This is a genomic window from Pedobacter sp., from assembly GCF_039594775.1.
GTDB lineage: Bacteria > Bacteroidota > Bacteroidia > Sphingobacteriales > Sphingobacteriaceae > Pedobacter.
Genome location: NZ_JBCNMT010000005.1, coordinates 244,362 through 269,363, shown reverse-complemented (window position 1 = coordinate 269,363; position 25,002 = coordinate 244,362). Strand labels below are relative to the sequence as shown.

Below are 25,002 nucleotides of genomic sequence, written 5' to 3'. Positions count from 1 at the left end.
CACATTATACACAACCCTTTAGAAAGCAGCCAGCTGGACACATTTTAGATGTACCTAGCTGACTACCAGTAGAAGTTAACGCTATTTCCGTTGCTTTATTATGTTATCGTTATACAAGAAGCATTTTATTTGCAATTTAAACGATAACTACCTGCATATCAATACCTAAAAATAGGTATTCGAAGCAATTATTTATTAGATTTCTTGATATAGTTCTCCAAGGCCATAATCATTGATGGCGCCTCTGGATTTGGTGCCGCGATATCCACAATTAAGCCTTTATCGGCTACGGCTTTCTGAGTATTTAACCCAAAAGTTGCAATCCGCGTATTGTTCTGTAGAAAATTGGGGAAATTTATATACAGCGACTGAATGCTCGATGGGCTGAAAAAAGCCAAGATGTCATAAAACACATCAGCAAGGTCTGAAAGATCACTCACCACTGTTCTAAAAAGCACCGCAGGTGTTACATCATAACCGTTTTTCTGAAGAAAGTTCATCGTATCCTCAGTTGCCACATCCGAACATGGGTAAAGGAATTTCTCCCCGGCATGTTTTTTTAACACTTCAGCCAAATCAGCTGCTGTCTGCTTGCCAAAGAAAATCTTACGTTTTCTGTATTGGATGTATTTTTGGAGATAAAGGGCTGTCGATTCTGAGATACAGAAGTATTTCAGGTTCACCGAAACCTCAAATCGCATTTCTTCACAAATCCTGAAAAAATGATCAACAGCGTTCCTACTGGTGAAAACCACCGCAGTATAATCGACCAAATTGATTTTTTCTTTTCTAAAGTCTTTAGCCGGAACGCCTTCAACGTGAATGAAAGAACGGAAATCTATTTTTAGATTATACTTCTTGGCTAAATCAAAATATGGCGATTTTTCAGTTTCTGGCTTAGGCAGGGTTACCAATATACTTTTTACCTTGCGTACTCTTTCGTCTTTATTTTCTTGCATTTTCCTAATTAGCACTTATATACCTACTGCCTTGATTAATATCAATATAGGGCAAATTTCGAGGGTGCAAAAATACAAAAATAAATACAATTTCGGAAACCTATATTGCGATAAAATATTTATTGCCGCCCTTATGAATTGAAAAACAAAGATGAGCACAAGGGCAGATATACCTAAAACAATATAGTTAGAACCATATTTCTTGGCAGAAAGCGCAAAGGCTATAATAATTGGAATGAATAGTAAAGAGGTATTAAAATAACTTAAATATAATATAGAAATGTATTGGTGAAGTGGCCGCTGCACATCAAATACAAAACCAATAAACCTTAAGCATATTATTTTAAGCAAGTATAAAAAAATAACCCCAACGGAAATGGTAACAAAGAAACCAAACCCTCCCTGATTGGCCGCTGGCAAATCCTGATACTGGGCCGCGAGGTAAAAAAACATCCCAATGGTAAAACCAAATTGGATAAACAACAACAGAAAGGACCAAGAGGTCACCAGATTGTCTTCCTTATTGAGATTGGCAAGTGCCCTATTACTATAAAATGATTGTACCACCGAACTGAGCTGCTTGCCAAAAGCATTTTTTAAAATAGCAAAAAGCACCAGCAAAAATCCAATAATACCTAAAACCCAAACATCTCCCTTAGGCAAAAGCTGGCCATGTTGGTAACTTACTTTCTCATGAGGATTATTAGCCTGGGCAATTACTTTCTGCAAAGAAAACACTTCGAAACCATAGCCTCGACTCAAGCTATCCAACCACAGTGCATTGGTAAGCGAATCTCTTATTTTTAAAATATTGGGCGTTAAAGTATCTATAGCCTTTACCTGTGCGGTATCCACAAGCAAACTCTCTGGCAGAGGTCGTACGTTTAACAGCGTATCGCTTTGCACAGGAACTTGTGCTTGGCTGAAGACAGTCATTACAGCAACTAGAAGGAAAAACAAAAAGCTTTTTTTTGACATATTAAAATAGAGCAGTAACACCGAAGTGCACTTTTCCGTTGCGCAAATTTAAGGGATTATTTCTTTGTTTGCCTAATGCATAGCTAATGGAAAGTATTCCTAAATTGGTTTCGAAGTTTACCCCCGCCCCAAATCCCAAGGGAAAATCAGTATAACTTTGCTTTGAGGCCTTATACCGCAAATACCCTTGATTATAAAAAGCAAAAAGAAAAGAATTTTGCTCCAATAAATATCTCAGTTCAGCATTACCATAAGTATATTGAGTAGCCAACACCGAAAGTTCGTTAAACCCTCTCAAACTTTGTTGTCCGCCAAGCCTGAACACCTCATTTTCCAACAGTTGCTTACTGCTGATTATTCCCGTTTGATTAGCTACTGCAAAAACAAGCTGTTTGGCCAAAGGCACATAGTAATTAACATGACTAAACCATCGATAAGAAGTGCCGCTTAATGGCACCCCCTGATAAAGCTGCTCGGGAATGGCAGCGTTACGCTTAATCTTTCTACTTCCCACCGCCACATCTAAAACTACACTGTAGCCCTTTTGCGGATTATAACGGTAGTCGAGGTTTTCCATATTCAATCCCAATCCGTAAAAAATAGTATTGGCATCAAGCACTGGTGGCAGCGTGGTGGCGTTTTGATAAGCCTCCACAGATGAAAGTCGCGAAGATTTGTTCTCGATAAAAAACTGAAAAGTATTATTGCCTTTCATCAGGTAATTAAATCCCAGCTTGGTATCTACGTTTAAAAATGACGAATCTTGCTTGTATAAATAAAGGCTTGGACTCAAACCGAAATCCGTATTCAGCACATGTGGCACTACTGCTTTTACGTCCAATAATTGACTGCGCTGGGCAAGCCCCTGATAACTAAAGTTAAGTTGTTCGCCCCTTTTAAAGGCATTTTGCAGATGTAGCCGTAAATTACCTACCAATTGTGTTTTCCCTGTAGCAGCATTTTGCTGCAAACCAACTACGCCATCAAATTGATTAGCATCTCTTTTGTTAACAAATATGCTCACCTTGGCTTTTTCCCCCGAGAACCTGACCTCCGTTGGTTTTACCACGGTTAAAAAGGGTAGCTCGCGTAAACGGTTCTCTATGGCTTGGATCGTTTTCTCGAAATAAGGAGCGCCTGCTTTAATGTTAAGGTATGACTGTATGTATTTTTGTGCAATTTGACCGCTACCTACCACTTCTATGGTATCAAAAAAAAGTCGTTGTTGAGGTTTTACATGAACGCTTGCCGAAATGGCACTACTAGAAATACTGATTTGTTCTAAGCTCACACTGGCAAATGGATAACCATTGTTTTCATAATAGGTTAAAAGCGCTTCAAAAAGATGGTTTAACCTGTCTGTATTAAAAATAGCATCTTCAAAACTTCGCTCCCTAAAACCAGCCGCTTGTTTAGCGACACCCGATAAATTTCCACTAGATAAACTGACCCATCGGTACAATTGATTAGGCAGAATATTGATGGAAGCTTCTTTTCCTTTGAAATTTAGCGCACTAATTTCTGCCAATAAATAACCTTTAAACTGCAGTTGCGACAATACCTTTTCGGCTTCTCGATAAACCAACAAACTATCTGAAACCTCTTTTTGGTAAGAGATTTTTTTGGCAATGATTTTAGCGGTATCTGGCAAAATTACCAATACTTTATAGACCTGCTGCGCCGATGAACTTACACCAAAACAAATCAAAAGCCATACAACTAAGCATCTCATACGCATCAAAAATAATAAAGGGGCGAGGTTATTCTTAGCTTTTCTATTTGTATTTGCACAAATAAGCTACTTGCTGTATGGCTTTCACCTTAAATGAGGTATGGGCCGGCACTTCAAATTCTTGTCCAGCGGTATAAGTTCCCCATTGTTCTTCGTTAGGGAGCAGCACTTCCATTGTACCTTCCACTATGGTCATTGTTTCATGTGTGGATGTACCAAATTCATATTCGCCAGCATTGATTACACCTACGGTTGATTTTCCATTGTTTTCGTAAGCCAGTGATTTTACGGCTCCATCAAAATACTCATTTACAGCTATCATATCGCTAAAATAACAACATAAAATTAATCTGACTCTCCTATTATAAAAAATTAGCCCTCGTCTGTGATGGCCTAATTTCAAATTAACCTACCTTTGCAAAAATGGCCGGTATTTATATCCATATTCCTTTTTGCAAAAAAGCTTGTACTTATTGCGATTTTCACTTCACCACTTCTACTAAATACTTAAATGAAATGGTGGAAGCAATTTGCATGGAAATAGTGATGAAAAAAGACAGGTTGGCGAATCAACAGGTGGAAAGCATTTACTTTGGCGGCGGTACTCCAACCACCCTACCAAGTGCCGCGCTACAAAAAATATTGGCCACGATTGAACGGCTCTTTTCCATTTCCTCGAATGCAGAAATTACGGTAGAAGCCAATCCAGACGACCTTACCGCACAAAAAATCACCGAGTTGAGGAAATTACCCTTTAACCGTTTTAGCATAGGCACTCAATCTTTTTTTAATGAGGATCTGATTTGGATGAACCGTGCCCATAATGCCCAAGAAGCTACAGACTGCATTAAGAGAAGCCAAGATGCAGGTTTTGAAAAGCTAACCATTGATCTTATTTATGGTTATCCTCTGCTTAGTGATGATAAATGGAAACACAATATCCAAACAGCTATTGAGCTAGAAGTGCCCCATATTTCTGCTTATTCGCTTACCGTGGAACCGCGTACCGCACTTGCCCATGCCATTGAGAAAGGCAAACAGCCTATGGTAAACGATGATCAAAGTGCCGAACAGTTTCTTATGTTGGTAGACATCTTGACGCATAACGGATTTGAGCACTATGAAATTTCCAATTACAGTTTACCCGGAAAATATGCCGTGCACAATACCAATTATTGGAAAGGCGTACCTTATTTGGGCATTGGACCTTCTGCACATGGTTTTGACGGCACTGATCGTTATATCAACGTTGCCAACAACGCCAAATATTTAGAAAGCATTGGTAAAAAGCAGCTACCAGAAACCATCGAACAGCTGAGCAATGCTGATAAATTTAACGAATATGTGATGACTTCATTACGCACCATGTGGGGCATTAGCCTTGAAAAAGTGAGTGCAGAATTTGGCAATAGGCCAAAGGAGCTGATTCTTCGTAATATTAAACCTTATCTATCCGACGAAAAAGTCTATATTGATAATCACAACATCTATCTTAGTAATAAAGGGAAGTTATTTGCTGATGGTATTGCCGCAGCACTTTTCTTAGAGGAAGATGAATGGGACTAAATCATTGCTTTCTATTAGAAGCAAAATCATAAAACGATATGATGAACAATAAAATAGTATGGATTACAGGCGCATCATCAGGAATTGGCGAAGCACTGGTATACGAACTAAATACTGCTGGGGCTAAGCTTATTATTTCTTCTCGCAACAGAGATGAATTGTTCCGCGTAAAACAAAAGTGCCGCAACCAAATCGACGTACATGTGCTTTCATTGGACCTTGAAGATAGCGAAAGCCTTCCTACTAAAGCAACAGAAGCATTACGTATTTATGGCCACATCGATATATTGATTAACAGCGGCGGCATCAGTCAAAGGGCTTTAGCTTTAGAAACCGACCTCAAAACAGAACAACGTTTTATGGACATCAATTTTTGGGGAACAGTTATTTTAAGCAAGGCTGTTCTGCCACAAATGATTAAACGAAATACCGGAACCATTGTATGTGTAAGCAGTTTGGTGGGCAAGTTTGGCACTCGCTTCCGTTCGGCTTATTCAGCATCTAAACATGCCTTACATGGCTATTTCGAATCACTGAGAATAGAACTAGACAACCCAAATATACATATTATGCTGGCCTGTCCGGGCTTCATTAAAACCAAGGTTACCATTAATGCACTTACCGCTGACGGCAGTGCACAAGGTACCATGGACACGGCCCAAGAAAATGGCATGGCCCCGGAAGAGTGCGCCAAGCAAATCATCAAAGCCATAGAGCAAAAGAAAGACGAAGTTTACATTGGTGGTAAAGAAACCAAAGGAGTGCTTTTAAAGCGTCTTTTCCCGTCATATTTTTCCAAAATGATCAAGAAAGCAAAAGTGACCTGATATGATTTAAATCATTTTTTTCACATTTTATTTTAATTCACATCTATATTTCCGTTTTTAATCACAATTTTGTGATGATTAACTTTTTGTTAATTTTAATTAAAAGTTTATACCCAAACCACAAATGAGCTTTATATTAAAACCTGTCGATACTGTCGATACGATAAGTAAAGAAGACTTTAAAAAGAACTATTTAGACCCAAAACGTCCACTAGTGATGAAAGGGCTTACCAAAGATTGGCCTGCTAGAGAAAAGTGGACCACTGAATATCTGAAATCAATTGCCGGCGACGTGGAAGTTCCGTTATACGACAACTCCAAAGCTGATCCAAGCAAACCAATCAACTCGGCAGTAGCACATATGAAATTTGGAGAATATTTGGATCTCATCAAACGTGAGCCAACTGAGCTACGCATTTTCCTTTTCAACCTTTTCAAAAAAGTACCAGGGCTAATTGACGATGTTAAAATCCCTAAAGATTTGATGGGCGGGGTAATGGAAAGCATACCAGCAATGTTTTTTGGCGGATCTAATTCTGAAACTTTCCTGCATTACGACATCGATTTACCAAACATCCTACATACCCACTTTGGTGGCCGCAAGCACGTAATTTTGTTTGATTATAAATGGAAAAAACGCTTATACTGCCTACCTAATGCCACTTATGCATTGGAAGATTTTAACGTAGGGAAGCCCGATTTTGAAAAATTCCCGTCCTTAAATGGCATTGAAGGTTACGAAGTAATTTTAGAGCATGGAGACACGCTGTTCATGCCTATTGGAATGTGGCATTGGATGAAATACCTAGATGGTTCGTTTTCGCTTAGTTTAAGAGCATGGGACCAATCAATTCCAGGTAAAGCAGCTAGTTTATGGAGTTTATTTCAACATGGCGCCGTAGATAGCTTGCTTAAAATGGCATTTAAAGGAAAGTATGCTTCTTACAGAGAAAAATTAGCAGTAAAAAGGGCTGAAAAAGCTTATGCTAAAGGCACTCTATAATAATTAGCGCTAAAAGTATTTACAGCGGGGCATTGGTAACGATAGCCCCGTTTTTATTTTGCAGAATACACCTCCCTATTTCAAATTTCAGGCATATCGAAAAAACACCAAAATCTCATAAAGTCAAAATTTTTACCGCATCGTAAAGTTGTTGCTTAACTTCGCAGTCATGCAAGAAAAGCAGTTAAGCGAAAAAGATAAAATGTTGGCTGGCAAGGCCTATCAAGCTGGAGGTACTGAGCTTGCTGGTGAGCGTTTAAAAGCTCGGGAAATTGTTTTCGAGTTCAACAACCTAGCTCCTAAACAAATCAAGGCACGCAAGCAATTGATCAAAAGGCTGTTTGGCAAAACAGGCACTATGTTCTATGTTGAGCCACCTTTCCGCTGCGATTATGGTTATAACATTGAAATTGATGAACATTTCTATAGCAATTTTAATTTAACCATTTTAGATTGTGCCAAGGTTAAAATTGGCAAACATGCTTTTTTTGGGCCTAACGTAGCACTTTATACTGCCGGACACCCACTACATCCGCATTTACGCGACCAAGAATACGAATGGGCACAATCCATTACCATTGGTGATAGCGTTTGGCTAGGCGGCAATGTAGTCGTTAACCCTGGAGTAACCATCGGCAATAATGTGGTGGTAGGCTCAGGCAGTGTAGTAACCAAAGATATCCCCGACAATGTTTTCGCAGCGGGCAATCCTTGTAAAGTAATCCGTGAAATTACGGATGCTGACAAAGATTTTTACCACAAGAACTTCACTTTAGAACAATAAAAAACACTTTTATATACAGACTTACGAAGTTAAAAAACTTCGTAAGTCTTAAAAATATCCCCCAAAATGAATTCCCATATTGAGAAAATCAACCAAACGACAACAACGCTCAGAAATCAAATTGTAAACCACGATGTTTACACGCAAATTAGCGAGCTGCCAGAGTTACGTATTTTCATGGAGCATCATATTTATGCGGTGTGGGATTTTATGTCGTTACTAAAAGCATTACAGATCAATCTCACCTGCACTACCCTACCTTGGTTTCCAGTAGGCAATGCCAAAACAAGACAGTTGATCAATGAAATTGTAGCTGGTGAAGAATCGGATGTGGATGAAAAAGGGGATATTAAAAGCCATTTTGAATTATATATTGATGCAATGGTGCAAGTGGGAGCCAACACCGAACCTATCAAAACGTTTATCCAATCGCTTCAATCTGGAAAAAGTTTTGAAGAAGCTTATACTTTGGCTAATGTTCCGTTGGCTGCTCAGGACTTTATTAATAGTACTTTTGCCATCATCAACGCGGGCAAAAATCACGCTACTGCAGCCGCTTTTACCTTCGGCCGCGAAGACCTGATCCCTAACATGTTCCATAGCATGGTGAATGATTTGAACAGCAAACACCCTGACCAAGTCACTATTTTTAAATATTACTTAGATAGACATATTGAGGTAGATGGTGACCACCACAGTCATTTGGCTTTGGAAATGACCAGCGAACTTTGCGGAAATGAAGAAAATGCTTGGAAAGAAGCTTCAGCAGCAGTAGAAGAGGCCTTGCAGCAACGTATCAATTTATGGAATGCGGCACTCAAAGAGATTGAGCAAATCCGCAGCACGACATCCGTGTAATTTCATTGCGACTTCTTTAGTATTTCATGCTATTTTAGGTTATCTTCAATGAAGATTAATCTTTTATGAGCCAAACAAATACTAGTAAATCTATGCAAACCGGGCTTTATGCCGCAGTGGTTGTATTTTTAGCCTATACCATGATTTTTGGCTACCGGAAAACCTTTACCGTAGCCACTTTTGATGGATTAACCATTGCAGGGTATAGCTATAAAACGGTGTTGGTAATCAGCCAAATGCTGGGTTACTTACTGGCAAAGTTTTACGGCATCAAATACATTTCTGAATTGCAGCGAACGGGCAGGGGCAAAATTATATTGTTACTTACAGGTATCGCTTGGTTAAGTTGGTTGCTGTTTGCCATCATTCCAGCTCCTTACAATATTGTGTTTCTTTTTGTAAATGGATTCCCTTTAGGCATGCTTTGGGGTGTGGTATTCTCTTACGTTGAAGGCCGTAGAAGCACAGATTTCATTGGAGCGGCGTTAGCAGTTAGCTTTATTTTTGCTTCTGGCTTTGTAAAATCTGTAGGTGCGCTATTGATGAACAATTTTGGCATTAGCGAATTTTGGATGCCTTTTTATGCTGGGCTGGTTTTTTGCCTTCCTCTGCTCCTGTTTGTTTATTTAATGGAAAGAATTCCGCAACCAGATGCCGAGGACGTTGCGTTTAGGTCGCAACGGGTAGCCATGACCGCCGAAGACCGAAAGAAATTCATCCGTGATTTTTTGGGCGGGATCATTGCCTGCGTAATGATTTACTGCTTTGCCACCATCTTTAGAGACATCAGAGATAATTTTAGTGCGGAGATGTGGAAGGAAATGGGGTTCTTTAATCAACCTGCTATTTTTTCTAAGACCGAAACACCAATTACGTTAATTGTACTCGTGCTCATTGGCAGCATGGTGATGATCAAAAATAATTTTTTAGCGTTAAAAACAGCTCATTACTTTATTTTAATAGGTTTTATCTTGGCTGGAGTTTGTACCTTACTGTTTAAATCGGGACAATTAAGTCCTATTACTTGGATGACATTAGTAGGACTTGGCCTTTACATGGTTTATATTCCCTTTAATGCCATCTTCTTCGATCGATTGATTTCTACCTTCAAATATGCCAGCAACGTTGGTTTCTTAATTTATATTGCCGATGCCTTTGGTTATCTGGGCAGCATTGGCGTATTGTTAAGCAAGGAGGTTTTTAAAGTAAAACTGAACTGGGTCACTTTCTTTTCGAGCAGCGTGATGTTATTGTCTGTAATTGGAGTTGCGCTAACGGCTTATTCCTTGTATTATTTTTCAAGAAAATATAGAAAATTGGTTTCGATGAAATAGTCTTGTCATTCAGAACTCTACTTGCACCGAAACGTTGGTAGCGAAGAATCCATTTTAAATGTACATATGAGATGTCTCGTGCCTCGACATGACAAAAAGGTTAATTGGGTTAAGAACTATGGTCTGCAACCACTTTCCATTGTCCGTTGATCTTTCTCAATAACAAAGTGAAATATCCTTTAGGTTCGTCTTTCTCTCGCTTCAAATTCCAACTGCCCAATACAAAAGCCCTATCTTTCGATAAAAATTCCACTTTCTTGATTCCAAAGGTTAAAAAGCCCATCGCACTTTTATCGGGATAGCCTTTCTTATAATTATCCAAAGTTTTCTGCCAGCCATAGGTTGGCCCACTTTTACCAACAAACAGCAGACTATCACTTTTCCAATAGCCTTGCATGTAGGCATCCATATCTCCTTTGTTCCAGCCTTGGCGCTGATTTTCCAATACTTTTAGAATATCCGTTTTATCTCTTGCAGTTTGTGCCATCACGGTAGTTGAGCAAGCCAGCAACAATACCCATATTATTTTTCCTATCATCTTCATTAAATTGAAAATCTAGTTTAAATTAGGTTTTTAAAACTATCTCACCAAATGGAACAACGCCAAAATACTTTTAGGTTTGATCGAAAGAGTTTTTTGATTGCCGCAATTTTATTTATCATCGAAGTTTTAATTGCCTTATACATTACCGACAACTTTGTCCGTCCTTACGTTGGTGATGTGTTAGTGGTTATTTTAATCTATTATTTTGTAAAAGCATTTTTTCGAATTCCGGTTTGGCCGTTGGCAATTGGCACATTGCTATTCGCCTATCTGATAGAAACGCTACAATATTTTCAATTTGTGAAACTGATTGGCCTGGAACATTCTAGACTGGCCAACGTGGTGCTCGGCAATTACTTCGCTTGGGAAGATATGATAGCTTATACTGTGGGCATTGCCATCGTTTTGGTGATAGAGCCAAGAAAAGCTCAGTCCTAGACTTTGTCGATCTTCTGTGCGAATTGCCAATTAAGATTGACAAAGTTGACACAGCCCTTGAGGAATTAAACCTGATGGTAGCGGGTATCCTTTTTGTTTGCAATACATTAACGTATACTTGTCATGCTGAGCCTGTCGAAGCATCTGTTACCTATAAAATATCCTTTAACAAGCTCAGGATGACAGAAACAACAAAAAGATACAAGCGTACAGCAGGACTTTCAGTTGCGATGAAAACTGGCCCACATTTTCAAAATATTATGACATCTACCTTAAAAAACTAAAACTATCAAACCATTAACTTAGTTGCTACGTTAATTATTGAGCAACGAGAGATATGAAAGGTTATCAATTTTCTAAATTTTTACCCAACGAATTGCCCAAAGGTGGTTTTGATGAATTGCTAAAATTATTTACACAGTTGCTCAATTACACCGCTGGCGATGCTGGCGAAGCTTTGGCTTGGATGAACGAGTTGGACAAGCAATACAAGTTTACCAACAATGATTATGGCATGGGCGATTTCATTGAAGACCTGAAGGAAAAAGGTTATTTGAAGGAAGAAGATGGAGAAGTAAAAATTACTGCCAAAACAGAGCAAACGATACGTAAATCAGCTTTGGAAGAGATTTTCGGAAAGCTGAAGAAAGCTGGAAAGGGTAATCACAACAGCAATATCTCAGGAATTGGCGAAGAAAAAAATGCTGATAGGCGTGAGTTCAATTTTGGGGATAGCTTAGATCAAATTGACATGACAGCCTCTATCCATAACGCTCAGATCAACCACGGTCTTGGGAATTTCACCCTTACAGAACGTGATTTGGAAGTGGAAGAAAAGGACTATAAAACCTTAACTTCTACAGTGCTGATGATAGACATTTCGCACTCGATGATTTTATATGGGGAAGACCGCATTACCCCTGCCAAAAAAACAGCCATGGCTCTAGCAGAACTGATCAAAACCCGATATCCAAAAGATACTTTAGATATTGTGGTTTTTGGAAATGATGCCTGGCCAATCAGTATTAAAGATCTACCCTATCTACAGGTTGGTCCATATCACACCAATACTTTTGCGGGCTTAGAATTAGCCGTCGATTTATTGCGCAGGCGCAAAACCCACAATAAGCAAATTTTCATGATTACCGATGGCAAACCCACTTGTTTAAAAGAAAATGGCCGCTATTATAAAAACAGTGTAGGATTAGACAGGAAAGTGATTGGCAAAACGTTGAACATGGCAGCGCAATGTAAAAGATTGAACATCCCTATCACTACGTTTATGATAGCCAAAGACCCTTATCTGCAACAATTTGTAAGACAATTTACACAAATTAATGGCGGTAGAGCTTTCTATAGTTCATTAAACGGATTAGGTGAATACATTTTTGAAGATTATATAAAAAATAGAAGAAGAACCGTAAGATAGACAAAAGAACAAGGAGCAAGGAGTAAAGACTTTTAGTCACGGCTTAAATCTTTATTCTTTGTTCTTTTATCCTTATTCCATAACAAATGCAAGCAACAACTCTAGGTGAACTAAAAGCAACCTCACATCAATCGTTAAGTATTAAAGACGAGCTTAGGAAAAATTTAATTAAACAGTTACAGCAAAAAGAAGCAGGTTTTGAAGGAATTTTGGGTTATGATGAAACCGTTATTCCCGAATTGCAAACTGCCATTCTAGCCCGACACAATGTGTTGCTATTGGGATTAAGAGGGCAAGCTAAAACCCGCATTGCCCGTTTAATGGTGAATTTGCTGGATGAGTATATTCCCTATATTGCAGGTAGCGAGGTTTTTGACGACCCATTAAACCCTATTTCGTGGTTTGGCCGCAATGAAATTGCCACCAAAGGTGATGATACTCCCATTGCCTGGTTACATCGCAGCGAACGATATACTGAAAAACTGGCTACTCCCGATGTTACCGTGGCCGATTTGATTGGTGATGTAGACCCTATTAAAGCTGCCAACCTGAAACTTACCTACAATGATGAAAGGGTAATCCATTTTGGATTGATTCCTAGAGCTCACCGCAGTATTTTCGTCATTAATGAGCTTCCCGACTTGCAAGCGAGGATTCAAGTGGCCTTATTTAACATGCTACAGGAAAAGGACATTCAAATTAGGGGTTTCAAGCTTCGACTACCTTTGGATATACAATTTGTGTTTACCGCAAACCCGGAGGATTATACAAATCGCGGAAGCATTGTAACGCCATTGAAAGACCGCATCGAAAGTCAAATTTTAACCCACTATCCAAAATCAATAGAAATTTCGAGAAAGATTACTTTTCAGGAGGCTAAGCTTACACCCGAACAACGTTTAATAGAAGCTGATGGTTTGGTAAAAGATTTGGTAGAGCAAGTAGCGTTTGAAGCAAGAAAGAGTGAATACATCGATCAAAAATCGGGTGTTTCAGCTCGTTTGACTATTTCGGCATTTGAAAACTTAATTGGCAATGCCGAGCGAAGAATGCTTATCAACAAAGAGAAAGATACTTTTGTACGTATCTCAGATTTTAGTGGTATTATCCCTGCGGTTACCGGAAAGATAGAATTAGTATATGAAGGAGAACTAGAAGGTCCCGCAAAAGTGGCCCATACTTTAATTGGAAAAGCCATTAAACATTTGTTTGTTCGTTATTTCCCTGACCCAACAAGAGCGAAAAAAAGTAAAACAGCCAACCCTTATACTGAAATTACAGAGTGGTTTACGGAGGGCAATACTATCGATGTGGATGACAACCTCACTTTAACCGAGTATAAAAAGGAATTGTATAAAGTAAAAGGCTTAGAAGAACTGATCAAGAAGTTCCACCCTAAGTTAAGTGAAAACCAAACTTTATTGCTCATGGAGTTTGTGCTACACGGATTATCCGAATTTTCACAACTGAATAAAAACTACCTTAACGGAGGCTTTGGCTTTTCAGACATGTTTGAAAGCTTATTTAATGCTGATTTGACGGATGAAGATGAGGAGGACTTTGGATAAACAACCTCTCTTCATTTGCAGCAAAGCGAGAGAGAAATCTAATGCCTTGCTAGATTTTACTGTGTAGCTGCTCCGCGGTCTCCATATAGTCGAAATGACGGAAAGCTAGACGAGACTTACGAAGTTTTTGAAACTTCGTAAGTCTTCACTAATTCTTCCTCCATCATCAGAATGACAAAGATATGGCAAGACCTGTGAAACATTTGAAAACTTCATCAATCTAAACACTCAAATCAATTAACTTTACCCCTCATGGGAAGAACAATATTTCTTACGGTACTCTGCTTTATCGTCATCTTATTCGACATTTATTGCTACAACGCCATTTTAGCTGTATTTAAAAACTGGAAACAAAGCACTAAGCAATTCTTCAAAAAAGCTTGGTGGGTAGTGAACATTAGCTTAATCGTTGGCGTTTTTTGTGCCATTTACCTCAATTTGTTTCTAACCGTTAGAGCCATTATTTTAGTAGCGTTCTTTCTGCTTTCGGCCAGCAAAGCCATTATATTACCTTTCTTATTGATCGATGATCTGAGGCGTCTAGTGATTAAATTTACAAGATTGCTGAAGCGTAAAAAAAATGCGGAAGCAGCAAAAGAAACTATTGTTGGTGAACCTATCAGCCGTTCTTCATTTTTGGTAAAAGCAGGTTTAATTGCTGGAGCAATTCCTTTAAGCTCCTTAAGCTGGGGCATTATTTCTGGGGCTTACGATTACCAAATCAGAAGGGTGAAATTAAAGCTTCCAAATTTACCTAGCGCCTTTGATGGTATCACCATGGCACAGGTTTCAGACATTCACTCGGGAAGTTTTTACAATAAAACAGCGGTGAAAGGTGGTGTAGAAATGCTCCTAGCCGAAAAGCCAGATTTTGTGTTTTTTACCGGCGACTTGGTAAATAACCTTACTAGCGAAGTAAAAGATTATCAGGATATTTTTAGCAAAGTAACAGCTCCATTGGGCGTTTATTCAGTACTGGGAAATCATGATTATGGCGATTATCATTTTGGTAGAGACAGTTCGCCAGCGAAAGTTAAAAACCTACAGGACATGATTGCTACCCATAAAATTATGGGCTGGGACCTATTAATGAACCAACATCGCAGATTAAAAGTTGATGGTGAAGAAATAGGAATTCTGGGTATTGAAAACTGGGGAATGGGCCGCTTTCCAAAATATGGCAAAATGGAACTGGCTACACAAAACACAGATGATTTGCCTGTAAAACTATTGCTTTCGCACGATCCCTCACATTGGCGTGGGGAAGTATTGCAAAAATATCCGCAAATAGATGCCATGTTTAGTGGCCATACCCACGGCATGCAGTTTGGCGTAAGACTAAAGGAAATGCAATGGAGCCCTATTCAATATATTTACAAAGAATGGGCTGGTCTGTACACCGAGCAACAACAGCAGTTATATGTGAACGTAGGCTATGGCTTTTTGGGCTATCCAGGACGTGTAGGTATTTTGCCAGAAATCACGATATTTACGTTAAGCAAAGCTTAGAAATTTTGAATGAGTAAATTTTGAATGATTGAATATCGCTTATATTTAACATTCTATCATTTAAAACTCTATCATTGAGTAATTATGATTCGAAAAATAGGTTTATCCATTCTTGATTTTCTGCTTTTTAGCAATTTCTTTATTGCTATTTGTGCAGTTGCCCAAGGTTTGGTCACTTATCATTTGCTAAAGGCAAAACCCAGCGAACATGTATTGGCATTTTTGTTCTTCTCCACTTTGTTGATTTACAATTTAGCCGTACTGCTCGCTAAACCCAAAACACCTCAAAATTCACCTTTTAAACGGGTAAGGTGGATTTTCGGGCATCATAGGTTCACTATTTCTACTACACTTATTTCTGCACTTTGTTTAATTCCATTGGGCCTGCTTTATCTAAGCTTTGAATCTAAATTGCTCATGGGATTTGTTGGTTTGCTAGCAGTAGCCTATAATATTCCCTTTCTAACACTTAATGGCAAAAAGATAGGGTTAAGGAATATTCCGGGAATTAAACTGTTTCTTATTGCCTTTGTTTGGGCAAGCAGTTGCGTGCTCCTACCCATTGTTGAGCTAGAAAGTAGTCATCAGATACAAGTACCGCTAAGTGAAACCGTATTGCTAGTCGCTAAGAGATTTTTATTCATTTGCGCCATCACCATACCCTTCGATATCAGAGATTTGTTCCAGGATAAGCTATACGAACTAAAGACCATTCCTGTAGTATTGGGTGAAAAAAAAGCCTGGATCTTCTGCCAAGCCCTGCTGGCAATTTATGTGCTACTCTTAGTACTGTTCGCCAAAAATATTAACCTGGATGTAGTTGGGCTTACTTTAACAGTAGTGCTTACAGGATGGCTCATTTTTAAATCTAATTTTAAAAGAAACGAATATTACTATTTCTTTTATTTAGATGGCACCATGTTACTGCAATACCTAATATTAGTGGCATGCAGCTGGCTGGCCATGCTATAAGCTTTATCCTAATGTTGGCATATTCTTTGCAACCTATCTGACAAGAAAAATCCAACTGAAATGAAAAAGAAACTTTTTATCCCGGTATTATGCGCTGTGGTTACCCTATTTGCCTCGTGCTACGCAACGGCTGGTAATAGTGGGAAAGTTCCTCCGGGACAGGTGAAGAAAGCTACGGGTTCCAAATCAGCAAAACCTTATGCCCCTGGTCAAAACAAGAATTAAAAAAGGCCTCGGACTAAATCCGAGGCCTTTTCTTTATCCAGCGTTAAAACGATAACCTACCCCCCTAACCGTTTGTAGCAGTTGAGGATTATCAGCATTGGCTTCTATCTTTTTACGCAAACGTACAATATGCATATCTAAGGTACGTGTATTTACATCCGAATTATAGCCCCAAACCTCCAACATCAAATCTTCTCTGCTAATTACCTGATTTGGGTTACGAAGGAAATACAGCAATATTCTATTTTCCAAAATCGTCAATTCTATTTTTTTGCCATCGCGGAAAAGCGTGTGGATATTTGGATGATGTTCCATGTTCCCAAACCGATGGATTTCAGACCTGTCGGCATTCAACAGAAACTTAACCTTGCTCTCCAGCATAGCCACCAGCACATCCATATTAAATGGTTTGGTTACATAATCTGACGCTCCAAATTGATAGGCATCTATTTTATCTACATCCTGTGCTTTGGCCGTCATCATAATAACAAGTCCCTCAAAGCCCTGTTTGCGCACTTCTTCACAAACTTCAGAGCCTTCTTTTCCCGGCAACATCCAATCCAAAAGCACAATATCAGGTTTTTCAGCATGGATAGTTTGTACCGCGGTAAGGCCATCACCTTCTTCCAACACTTGGTAACCTTCATTTTTTAGACGATGAACCACTAAAAAACGTAAGTTTTCATCATCTTCAACAATTAGTATTTTAATATCTTTTGACATAACTATTTAAATTTTGAAGATTGGATGATTGAATTCAATTATTCAAAAATCAATCATTCTATCATTGATTATAAGGTAATACTATTTTAAATTCGGTGCCTTTGCCCACTACACTCCTTACACTTATTTCGCCTTTCATAAAATTAACAAGTTCCTTACAAAAAGCCAAACCTAAGCCAACACTCCCAGCTTGGTTATACTGATTTTGAACTCTATAAAATTTCTTAAAGATATTGTTAATTTCTGATGCAGGGATACCAATTCCTGCATCTTTGAAACGTAAAACGACTTTATCTTTAATGAGCCTTGTGGTAATATGTAGTTTCTTTTGGTTGGGCGGCGAATATTTATAGGCATTTTCCACCAGATTATCAAATAAGCTCCCCAACAATACGGGATCCGTTACAAAATGGGTGAATTCCGTAACCTCGTAACTTAATTTAAAATCAGGGTGTTTAAGCTGATGGACATCAATGGTGCTTTCAATAAATTCAACCATATCAATACGGTCTTCGTTGAGCTTAATAGCCTTGTTTTCAATTTGGGTAAAAGCCAACAATTTGTTCATTAAACCATTAAGTTTATCAGCTTCTTCATCAAGGATTTTGCCATATAACTTTTGCTCTCTTTCGGAGATGCTCGCAGCGCTTTTAATGTTATTGCCCGCAATTTTAATTACGCTAACCGGTGTTTTAAATTCATGCGTTAGGTTGGTTAAAAAATCGTATTGTAGCTTAAACATTTTATGATTGATGTTCAGATTACGGTAAATCAAGAAGGCCACTAGCAACAGTAATCCATAAAAAATCAAAATCAATGCGGCAATTGGGAAAAAGTAACCAAAAATCTCTTTCTTAATAAAAGACTTAGCCGAGATGAAATAGAGCTTGTAGGCTGAAAAAGGACCACCCAATGTAATTTCCCCGGTTTCATATTCGGAAGAGGTTTCCAAAGGATCGTAGGTAATTGGCTCTATGCGCACTGATTGGTAAAGCAATGGACGATTGTTCTTGATTTTAATCTTCATAGGATCAAGTTCAAAAGAAAGCATGTCCTGTTGATATACCGGTTCCGATGGAAGCTTTTTGGTAATCATCTGCTTATACACCTTCAAATCTTCAAAACGAGGGATATTGAAATAGTCTATCCGGTTATGTTTAATATTAGAAAAAATGTTAAACAGTTCTTCCTGTGTCGGAGTTTTGGTTGTATCAAGCTTATTAACAAAAGTATATAACTTCAGGGCCAGCTCGTTAAAGCTTTCTAACGTGGCATTGCTTTGTACGGCATTAGGGCCAAAAATCTTCACCGAATCATCGGGAATATAGGTGCCAAATTGGTAAGCATTTTTCATCCCCACTGAAAATTCGCCTACGTTAAGCCCATTATCTTCATAACGCATATTACGAACCTCGGCATCAAAGAAAACTACCTTTTTAACAAAAGGGTATTTGAGTAAAACAGTATCTACAAATTTAGCAGCGGTGGCCGAATCGAGGAAGCCATTGTAATAGGAAATTTCGGGTAATTTGTTCGAAAAGAAATCATTATAGGGTTTAATACTCTCTTCCAATACATTAGTTTTGGCTGAAATAAAATCACCTTCGATTTTCTTTTTGCTGAAGTTGAACGCCAAGAACAACGAGAGTACAAAAAGCACCGATATTAGGCCAATAAAAGTGACGATTAGGGAAAAGTTTTTACGATAACCGCTTTCTTTAACAGACTCCATGGCCATAATTTAGCGCTTTTTTAAATTGCCTTGTAAAAAAAGCTCCAGTGCAGCATATGACTTTTTACGAGCTTCTTCTCTATCCGACGGCGATTTACTGTCTTCTTTTTCTAAATAGGTTACTGGTAAATTTAACTTTTTAAGCTCCTTTACAAACTGCACCGCATCATTCCCATTAATACGTGGGTCTTTGGAACTTTGTGTAATAAATATAGGGATATTTACTTTATCTGCATGAAAAACAGGAGAGGCCTGTCTCATATATTCCGCATCTTTATCTGGATTACCTACAATTTCGTAATACATTTGAAGATTAGAGGTTAAAAAGGGTGGAATTGCTTTAAGGTAACTGAAAAGATTTAATATTCCAGTGCTTGAGCCCGCACACTTATATAATTTGGAATTACCTACTGCACTGTTAATTGCAATAAGCCCACCAAAACCATAGCCATAAATAGCCACGCGCTGTGGATCCGCAATTTTTTGTTCAATTAGCCATAATACTCCTGCATCTATGTCCTGTTGTATTTTTTGTCCCCACTGTTTAAAACCCGCAGCGTAAAACTCCTTGCCATAACCTGTTGACCCCCTATAGTTTACCTGAAGTACGGCATAACCCCTATTGGCCAAAAACTGCACATCGGCATTAAAGCCCCAGGTATTGCGTTGCCCCGGACCATTATGCGGCATAACCACCACAGGTAAATTTTCAGGTTTTAATCCTAATGGCAATGTTAAATAACCATTAATTTTAAACCCATCTGCCGTGATGTAACTTATGGGCTTCATTTCGCACATTTCTCCTTCTTTAATGGAAGGATTAATGTCGCTCAATTTTTTCAAGAAATTATTCCTGGCATTGTAGAGATAATAAGCTCCTGGACTGCGGTCGGTAAAAGTTCTAACAATAAAATGCTGTTCGTTTTTATCTTGATGAATAATCCTCGATTCAGCATCAGGGATTAATTTCTCCAAGCCTTGATAAAGCCTCTTGGCTTCTTCATTCAAATAGTATTTTTCCTTTTTCCAAGTTTCATACACCAAAAAATCCATTTTGCCGCGACGCTTGGAGTATTGCGCCTCTACTACATTTAAAGTGTCTTCGGCAAACAGTACGTCTTTTTCTTTTCCTGTAATACAATCTATTTCAACCAAGGCATTTTTATCCCTATTCACGTTAGAAATGGCATAAATGGTATTGGGTTTGTTTTCTGAAAAGGCAACGGGCCATAAAGTTGTCTTAAAGTTATTGGTAATGATTTTCTGAAATGGTTTGGTTTCGTTTTCGCGGTACCAAACAGATTCGTTTACGCCATCCCTAGAAATGGCCATTCTCAATTTACCTTTGCTATCGGTTAGCCAATCGGTAAAATTTCCCGGATTTTTAGCTGCCACAAGCATCTGTCCGTTTCGTACGTTTAGTTTATAAACGTCAAAAACCGTAGAATCCCTCTTGTTACTGCTTACCAACAAAAATTTATCTTCAATCAATTGGTCCTCCAACAAGCGTACCTTGCTTTTACCATCATTGCTTAAAATGCGTTCTTGGGTACCATTCTTGTTTACAATGTATAAATCGGTTTGAAAACGGCTACCTTCTTTTTCCTTGTAATAGATCAATTCATCATTACTTACCCAGCAATAAAAATTGATGTTACGTTCTTCCAGTTTTGATACTTCGGTGATGCTACCTTTTTCGAGATCCTCAACCACCAAGTGCTGCTTTTTATCTTTAAGTGTAAGATAAGAAAGGTATTTACCATTGGGCGACAGGCGATACAAAGCCCTATCTTGGGTTTTAAAAAAATCGTTTACTGGAATTTCCCTCACTTGTGCATCACGATTGCATGCAAAAAGCGCTACCACCAACAACAACCATACATATTTTTTCACTGCAATCATCATCTCGCAAAATTACACAACACTATAGCTGTTGGGCTATTAGCATTAATATTGTTACTTACCTCAAAGACTTAGTTATATCCAAATAAAATAACTATTTGGCATTTAATGGAAAATAGACCGTAACATTTAAAATACAGTCCCCCGCCCAGCGTTATTTTATTTTCAATGCGTAATTATAAGCTAAAAAATTTAATTTTAGCAAATAGCGGAATTTGTTGATGAAACGTCTAATGTTATTATTTCTTGGCTGTTGTTGGTACACCTTTGGTTTTGCCCAGCAAAATATAGAAGAGGCACTGGCTTATCAGTACTATCAACAGGCAGACTATGAAAAAGCAGCTACCTTACTAGGAAAGCTTTTCAACAGCACCAGAAACGATGGTTATTTTGACCTCTACTATACTTCGCTACTTAAAATCAAAAAGTATGACGAGGCCGAAAGTTTAGTCAAAAGATTGATCAAGCAGTCACCACAAAAACTTAATTATCAGATTGCCCTCGGCCGGATTTATCAAGAGCTAGGAAGAACAGCGGAAGCGAACAAGATATATTATACTACCATACAAAATACGCCCAAAAATGAATTTCAGTTTAGAGAGTTGGCTAATGCCTTCTATAGGTTCGAGGCTTATGACATGGCTGTTAATACTTTTTTACAGGCCCGAAAGGCACTTGGCGATGAACAGCTTTTCACCTTCGAGTTATTGAGTATTTATCGGTTTAAGAAAGATAAGCAGGCATTGATTAACGAATATGTCAATGCTTTGCCTGCTAACCCGCAATTGGTGCCACAGGCGCAAAGTGTACTCTCAACTGTTTTTGAGGATAACAGCGACTACCAGCTTTTTCAATCAGCTTTGCTTAAAAAGATACAAAAGGACCCTCAAAATGAAATTTATGCCGAGCTTTTGATTTGGCAATATATACAGCAGCAACAGTATGAAATGGCATTGAGGCAGCTAATTGCCCAAGATAAACGGACTAAAAAAGCTTCTGATCTAATTTTCAACACGGCAAATACTTTTGTAGCCAATAAGGCTTTTACTACAGCCATTAAAGCTTATGAGTATTTATTGAGCAAAGGGACCGAACAGGAGCTTTACCTTCCTACAAAAATACAGCTCATTAATGCTAAATATGAGCTTGCCATGCAGGGAAAAATAGACCAAGTGGCCATTAAGGCATTGGCCGATGAGTTTGCACAGGTAATTAGCCAATACGGCATTAACAACCAAACTATTTTTGCACTTAAAAAGCTATCCTATCTACAGGCTTATTATTTGAATAATCTGCCCGAAGCCGAGAAGACTCTAGAACAAGCTTTAAAAGTTGCCGGTTTGCCTGCCATGGAGCTTGGACAAATTAAAATTGACCTTGGTGATATTTACGTGCTGAACAAAGAACCTTGGGAAGCAGTGCTGATTTATGAGCAAGTGGCCAAGCAATACGAAAACCTCCCGATAGCCAGCGAGGCTCGTTTTCGTTCGGCACGGCTGTCTTTCTATCAGGGTAACTTTAAATATGCCAAATCACAGGCCGATGTCCTTAAAGTGTCTACTTCACAGCTGATTGCCAACGATGCCCTGAATCTAAGCCTTTTAATTTCCGATAACCTACAAAATAAAAACGATAGCTTGGCCCTCATGATGTATGCTGATGCCGAAATGCTACAGTTTGTGAACAACAATACCGCAGCCATTAAAAAATTGGACAGTATTGATATTGCTTTCCCCAATAATAGCTTGGCTGATGATGTACTTATGTCGAAAGCTAAAATTTTTATTAAGGCTAATGACTTTGTAAAAGCGGAAGAAAGCCTAAAAAAACTGATTGCCAATCATGCTAACAGTATATGGATTGATGATGCCTTGTTTATGCTGGCAGATATTTACGAGCATAAATTAAACAATATTGAAGCGGCCAAAAAATTATATCAGCAACTCATTACCGACTTCCCCGGCAGCATGCTCAACAGTGAGGCAAGAAAAAGATACCGCAATATACGTGGGGATAATTTGGGGGCTTAAATGTATCTTTGCAGATGCTATTATTTAACGTAACCGTAATTATTGAAGAAGATTCGGCAGCTGATTGGCTACATTGGGTGAAAGAAATCCATATTCCACAGTTGATGGACAAGGAATGCTTTGTATCGCATAGGCTTTTAAAGATAGTAGACTCTCCTAACGAGGGCCTGAGCTATTGCATACAGTTCATTGCCGAAGATGAAATCCGCCACCAAGCTTTTTTAGATTTACACGAGCAACTTTTTATTGCCGAAATGTATAACAGATACCCCAATAAGCTGGTTACTTTTAGCACGTTAATGGAATTTATAGGATAATTCATGAACTTAATAGAAACACCAATAAAAGACCTATTTGTGATTGAGCCAAAATTATGGCAAGACAGCAGAGGTTATTTTTACGAGAGCTTTAACCAAAGAATTTTCGAACAGGCGGGCATTGATGTCACTTTTGTACAGGATAATCAATCTTTTTCCAAAAAAGGCACGTTACGAGGAATGCATGCTCAAGCAAATCCCTTTGCACAAGGGAAATTGGTAAGGGTAATACAGGGCCGTGTAGTAGATGTTGCTGTAGATATTAGAAAAAACTCCCCTACTTATGGGCAGTATTTTGCCGTTGAGCTAAGTGGTGAAAATCATAAGCAATTATGGGTACCTCCAGGCTTTTTACATGGCTTTTTAACACTGGAAGATGATACCATCTTTACCTACAAGGTCAGTAATTATTATGATAAGGCCTCAGAAATAGGCATTATGTGGAATGATCCAACCATCAATATTGATTGGGGGGCCTACTTGGATGCTAATGAATTTTTATTGTCAGATAAAGATTTAGTATTGGCCGATTTTGCTTCATTACAATCACCATTTTAATATAAAAGCCACAAATACGCAAACTTGGTTTGTGTATTTGTGGCTACAGATTCTTCGCTACGCTCAGAATGACAAACAGAGTTTTCTGTAGGCTTACGTACGAGGTTTAAATTTAAGTAGCTTAAAGACTTCGTAAGTCTTCTTTATTGCTTGATTAAATCGTACAATTCGTCCAATTTCGGAGAAAGTACAATTTCAATCCTACGGTTTTTGCTTCTTCCTTCAGCGCTAGTATTTTCCGCCAAAGGTTGGTACTGTCCTTTACCAGTAGCAGTCATTCTCACGCTTTCTACCTTTTGCTCCTCGGTTAAGAAACGTACTACAGAAGTGGCACGCAATACACTTAAATCCCAGTTATCCTTAATCTGTCCCAAATTGTTAATACGTTGCGAATCGGTATGGCCTTCTACCGCAATATTGATTTCTGGCTGCTGTTTTAATACTTCGGCCAGTTGGGTCAATGCTTGCTTTCCGCGTTCATCAATAATGATACTTCCCGAAGGGAATAATAATTTATCGGTTAGGGAAACGTATACCTTACCATTTTTAACCTCTACGGTCAATCCATTTTTGGTAAAACCCAGCAATGCTTGTTGCAATTTAGCTCTTAATTGGTTGGTGGCTTCATCACGTTTACGCAATACTTCTTCCACCTCTTTTAAACGTTGCTCTCTCTTTTTAAGATTTTCGTTTAATTTATTGATTTCTGATGAACTATTGCTTCTCAATTTACTATAATTACCATCTAAATCGGTATAACGTTGGTTAAGTGCTGCCAATTGACTATTCAAAGATGCGGTATCAGCCTGCAGACGCTTAATACGCTGCTCTAAACTTTCATTCTGCAATTGCGAGCTGTTCCATCCGGTGTTAAGGGAATCTTGCTTGGCTAAAAGCGATTTGTATTTTTTGGTAGAAAGTACCACGCATGAACTAAGAGTGGCAAGAACTAAAAAGAGAGCTACTAAAAAATTGAATTTCTTCATTGTGTGTCTGTCAATGTATATTAAGGAG

24 protein-coding genes are annotated in these 25,002 nt (G+C 38.5%); 15 read left to right on the top strand and 9 right to left on the bottom strand.

Translation table 11 applies throughout. From position 1 onward, the window contains the following. Positions 1-188: 188 nt before the first annotated feature. Genes ABDV71_RS14130 through ABDV71_RS14115 form a run of 4 tightly spaced genes read right to left on the bottom strand, consistent with a single transcriptional unit; the run spans position 189 to position 3,991 of the window. Entirely contained in the window at positions 189-959 is a 771-nt protein-coding gene (locus tag ABDV71_RS14130) for a uroporphyrinogen-III synthase (RefSeq protein WP_343533633.1), read from the bottom strand. 15 nt (positions 960-974) lie between these two features. Continuing rightward, positions 975-1,895: a DUF4271 domain-containing protein gene (locus ABDV71_RS14125; protein ID WP_343533631.1), complete on the bottom strand. Its 921-nt coding sequence runs from the start codon at positions 1,893-1,895 to the stop codon at positions 975-977. A gap of 43 nt (positions 1,896-1,938) precedes the next feature. Continuing rightward, on the bottom strand, positions 1,939-3,669 hold the full coding sequence (locus ABDV71_RS14120; protein WP_343533629.1) for a ShlB/FhaC/HecB family hemolysin secretion/activation protein: 1,731 nt from the start codon (positions 3,667-3,669) through the stop codon (positions 1,939-1,941). A gap of 43 nt (positions 3,670-3,712) precedes the next feature. Beyond that, on the bottom strand, positions 3,713-3,991 hold the full coding sequence (locus ABDV71_RS14115; RefSeq protein WP_343533627.1) for a pyrimidine/purine nucleoside phosphorylase: 279 nt from the start codon (positions 3,989-3,991) through the stop codon (positions 3,713-3,715). A gap of 101 nt (positions 3,992-4,092) precedes the next feature. On the opposite strand from ABDV71_RS14115, the gene hemW reads away from it, so the two are divergent. From hemW to ABDV71_RS14085, 6 genes are all read left to right on the top strand, one after another. Then, entirely contained in the window at positions 4,093-5,235 is a 1,143-nt protein-coding gene (gene hemW / locus ABDV71_RS14110) for a radical SAM family heme chaperone HemW (RefSeq protein ID WP_343533625.1), read from the top strand. 41 nt (positions 5,236-5,276) lie between these two features. After that, positions 5,277-6,062: an SDR family oxidoreductase gene (locus ABDV71_RS14105; protein WP_343533623.1), complete on the top strand. Its 786-nt coding sequence runs from the start codon at positions 5,277-5,279 to the stop codon at positions 6,060-6,062. Positions 6,063-6,186: 124 nt separating this feature from the next. Continuing rightward, a complete protein-coding gene (locus tag ABDV71_RS14100; protein WP_343533621.1) occupies positions 6,187-7,065 on the top strand; it encodes a cupin-like domain-containing protein in 879 nt (292 codons plus the stop codon). Positions 7,066-7,234: 169 nt separating this feature from the next. Next, positions 7,235-7,849 carry a sugar O-acetyltransferase gene (locus ABDV71_RS14095; RefSeq protein WP_343533619.1) on the top strand — a complete coding sequence of 205 codons (615 nt, stop codon included), beginning with the start codon at positions 7,235-7,237 and terminating at the stop codon, positions 7,847-7,849. A gap of 66 nt (positions 7,850-7,915) precedes the next feature. Beyond that, the gene (locus ABDV71_RS14090) at positions 7,916-8,707 is read left to right on the top strand and encodes a DUF3050 domain-containing protein (protein WP_343533617.1); all 792 of its coding nucleotides are present in this window, start codon (positions 7,916-7,918) and stop codon (positions 8,705-8,707) included. 65 nt (positions 8,708-8,772) lie between these two features. Next, positions 8,773-10,041, top strand: a complete 1,269-nt coding sequence (locus ABDV71_RS14085; protein WP_343533615.1) for a DUF5690 family protein — start codon at positions 8,773-8,775, stop codon at positions 10,039-10,041. A 109-nt stretch (positions 10,042-10,150) separates the two neighbouring features. Here ABDV71_RS14085 and ABDV71_RS14080 read toward each other — a convergent pair whose 3' ends face one another. Continuing rightward, on the bottom strand, positions 10,151-10,585 hold the full coding sequence (locus ABDV71_RS14080; protein ID WP_343533613.1) for a nuclear transport factor 2 family protein: 435 nt from the start codon (positions 10,583-10,585) through the stop codon (positions 10,151-10,153). Between the two features lie 48 nt (positions 10,586-10,633). Between ABDV71_RS14080 and ABDV71_RS14075 the strand changes: the two genes are divergently transcribed. From ABDV71_RS14075 to ABDV71_RS14050, 6 genes are all read left to right on the top strand, one after another. Continuing rightward, complete coding sequence (locus tag ABDV71_RS14075) at positions 10,634-11,023, top strand: DUF2809 domain-containing protein (protein ID WP_343533611.1); 390 nt, start codon at positions 10,634-10,636, stop codon at positions 11,021-11,023. A gap of 337 nt (positions 11,024-11,360) precedes the next feature. After that, complete coding sequence (locus tag ABDV71_RS14070; protein WP_343533609.1) at positions 11,361-12,452, top strand: VWA domain-containing protein; 1,092 nt, start codon at positions 11,361-11,363, stop codon at positions 12,450-12,452. 86 nt (positions 12,453-12,538) lie between these two features. Beyond that, positions 12,539-14,020: a magnesium chelatase gene (locus ABDV71_RS14065; protein ID WP_343533607.1), complete on the top strand. Its 1,482-nt coding sequence runs from the start codon at positions 12,539-12,541 to the stop codon at positions 14,018-14,020. A gap of 252 nt (positions 14,021-14,272) precedes the next feature. Next, complete coding sequence (locus tag ABDV71_RS14060; RefSeq protein WP_343533605.1) at positions 14,273-15,529, top strand: metallophosphoesterase; 1,257 nt, start codon at positions 14,273-14,275, stop codon at positions 15,527-15,529. A gap of 84 nt (positions 15,530-15,613) precedes the next feature. Next, a complete protein-coding gene (locus ABDV71_RS14055; protein WP_343533603.1) occupies positions 15,614-16,501 on the top strand; it encodes a hypothetical protein in 888 nt (295 codons plus the stop codon). Positions 16,502-16,561: 60 nt separating this feature from the next. Beyond that, positions 16,562-16,726 carry a quinol oxidase subunit 4 gene (locus ABDV71_RS14050; protein WP_343533601.1) on the top strand — a complete coding sequence of 55 codons (165 nt, stop codon included), beginning with the start codon at positions 16,562-16,564 and terminating at the stop codon, positions 16,724-16,726. A 33-nt stretch (positions 16,727-16,759) separates the two neighbouring features. On the opposite strand, the gene ABDV71_RS14045 is transcribed toward ABDV71_RS14050, so the two are convergent. From ABDV71_RS14045 to ABDV71_RS14035, 3 genes are all read right to left on the bottom strand, one after another. Beyond that, complete coding sequence (locus ABDV71_RS14045; RefSeq protein WP_343533599.1) at positions 16,760-17,449, bottom strand: response regulator transcription factor; 690 nt, start codon at positions 17,447-17,449, stop codon at positions 16,760-16,762. A gap of 61 nt (positions 17,450-17,510) precedes the next feature. Continuing rightward, a complete protein-coding gene (locus ABDV71_RS14040; protein ID WP_343533597.1) occupies positions 17,511-19,181 on the bottom strand; it encodes a HAMP domain-containing sensor histidine kinase in 1,671 nt (556 codons plus the stop codon). A gap of 9 nt (positions 19,182-19,190) precedes the next feature. Further along, positions 19,191-21,083: a prolyl oligopeptidase family serine peptidase gene (locus ABDV71_RS14035; RefSeq protein ID WP_343533595.1), complete on the bottom strand. Its 1,893-nt coding sequence runs from the start codon at positions 21,081-21,083 to the stop codon at positions 19,191-19,193. Positions 21,084-21,304: 221 nt separating this feature from the next. On the opposite strand from ABDV71_RS14035, the gene ABDV71_RS14030 reads away from it, so the two are divergent. Genes ABDV71_RS14030 through rfbC form a run of 3 tightly spaced genes read left to right on the top strand, consistent with a single transcriptional unit; the run spans position 21,305 to position 23,988 of the window. After that, positions 21,305-23,113 (top strand): tetratricopeptide repeat protein, encoded by a 1,809-nt coding sequence (locus ABDV71_RS14030; RefSeq protein WP_343533593.1) that lies wholly within the window; start codon positions 21,305-21,307, stop codon positions 23,111-23,113. Positions 23,114-23,127: 14 nt separating this feature from the next. Further along, positions 23,128-23,430, top strand: a complete 303-nt coding sequence (locus ABDV71_RS14025) for a DUF4286 family protein (RefSeq protein ID WP_343533591.1) — start codon at positions 23,128-23,130, stop codon at positions 23,428-23,430. A 3-nt stretch (positions 23,431-23,433) separates the two neighbouring features. After that, positions 23,434-23,988: a dTDP-4-dehydrorhamnose 3,5-epimerase gene (rfbC, locus tag ABDV71_RS14020; RefSeq protein WP_343533590.1), complete on the top strand. Its 555-nt coding sequence runs from the start codon at positions 23,434-23,436 to the stop codon at positions 23,986-23,988. A gap of 143 nt (positions 23,989-24,131) precedes the next feature. On the opposite strand, the gene ABDV71_RS14015 is transcribed toward rfbC, so the two are convergent. After that, entirely contained in the window at positions 24,132-24,974 is an 843-nt protein-coding gene (locus ABDV71_RS14015) for an OmpA family protein (RefSeq protein WP_343533588.1), read from the bottom strand. Positions 24,975-25,002 lie beyond the last annotated feature (28 nt).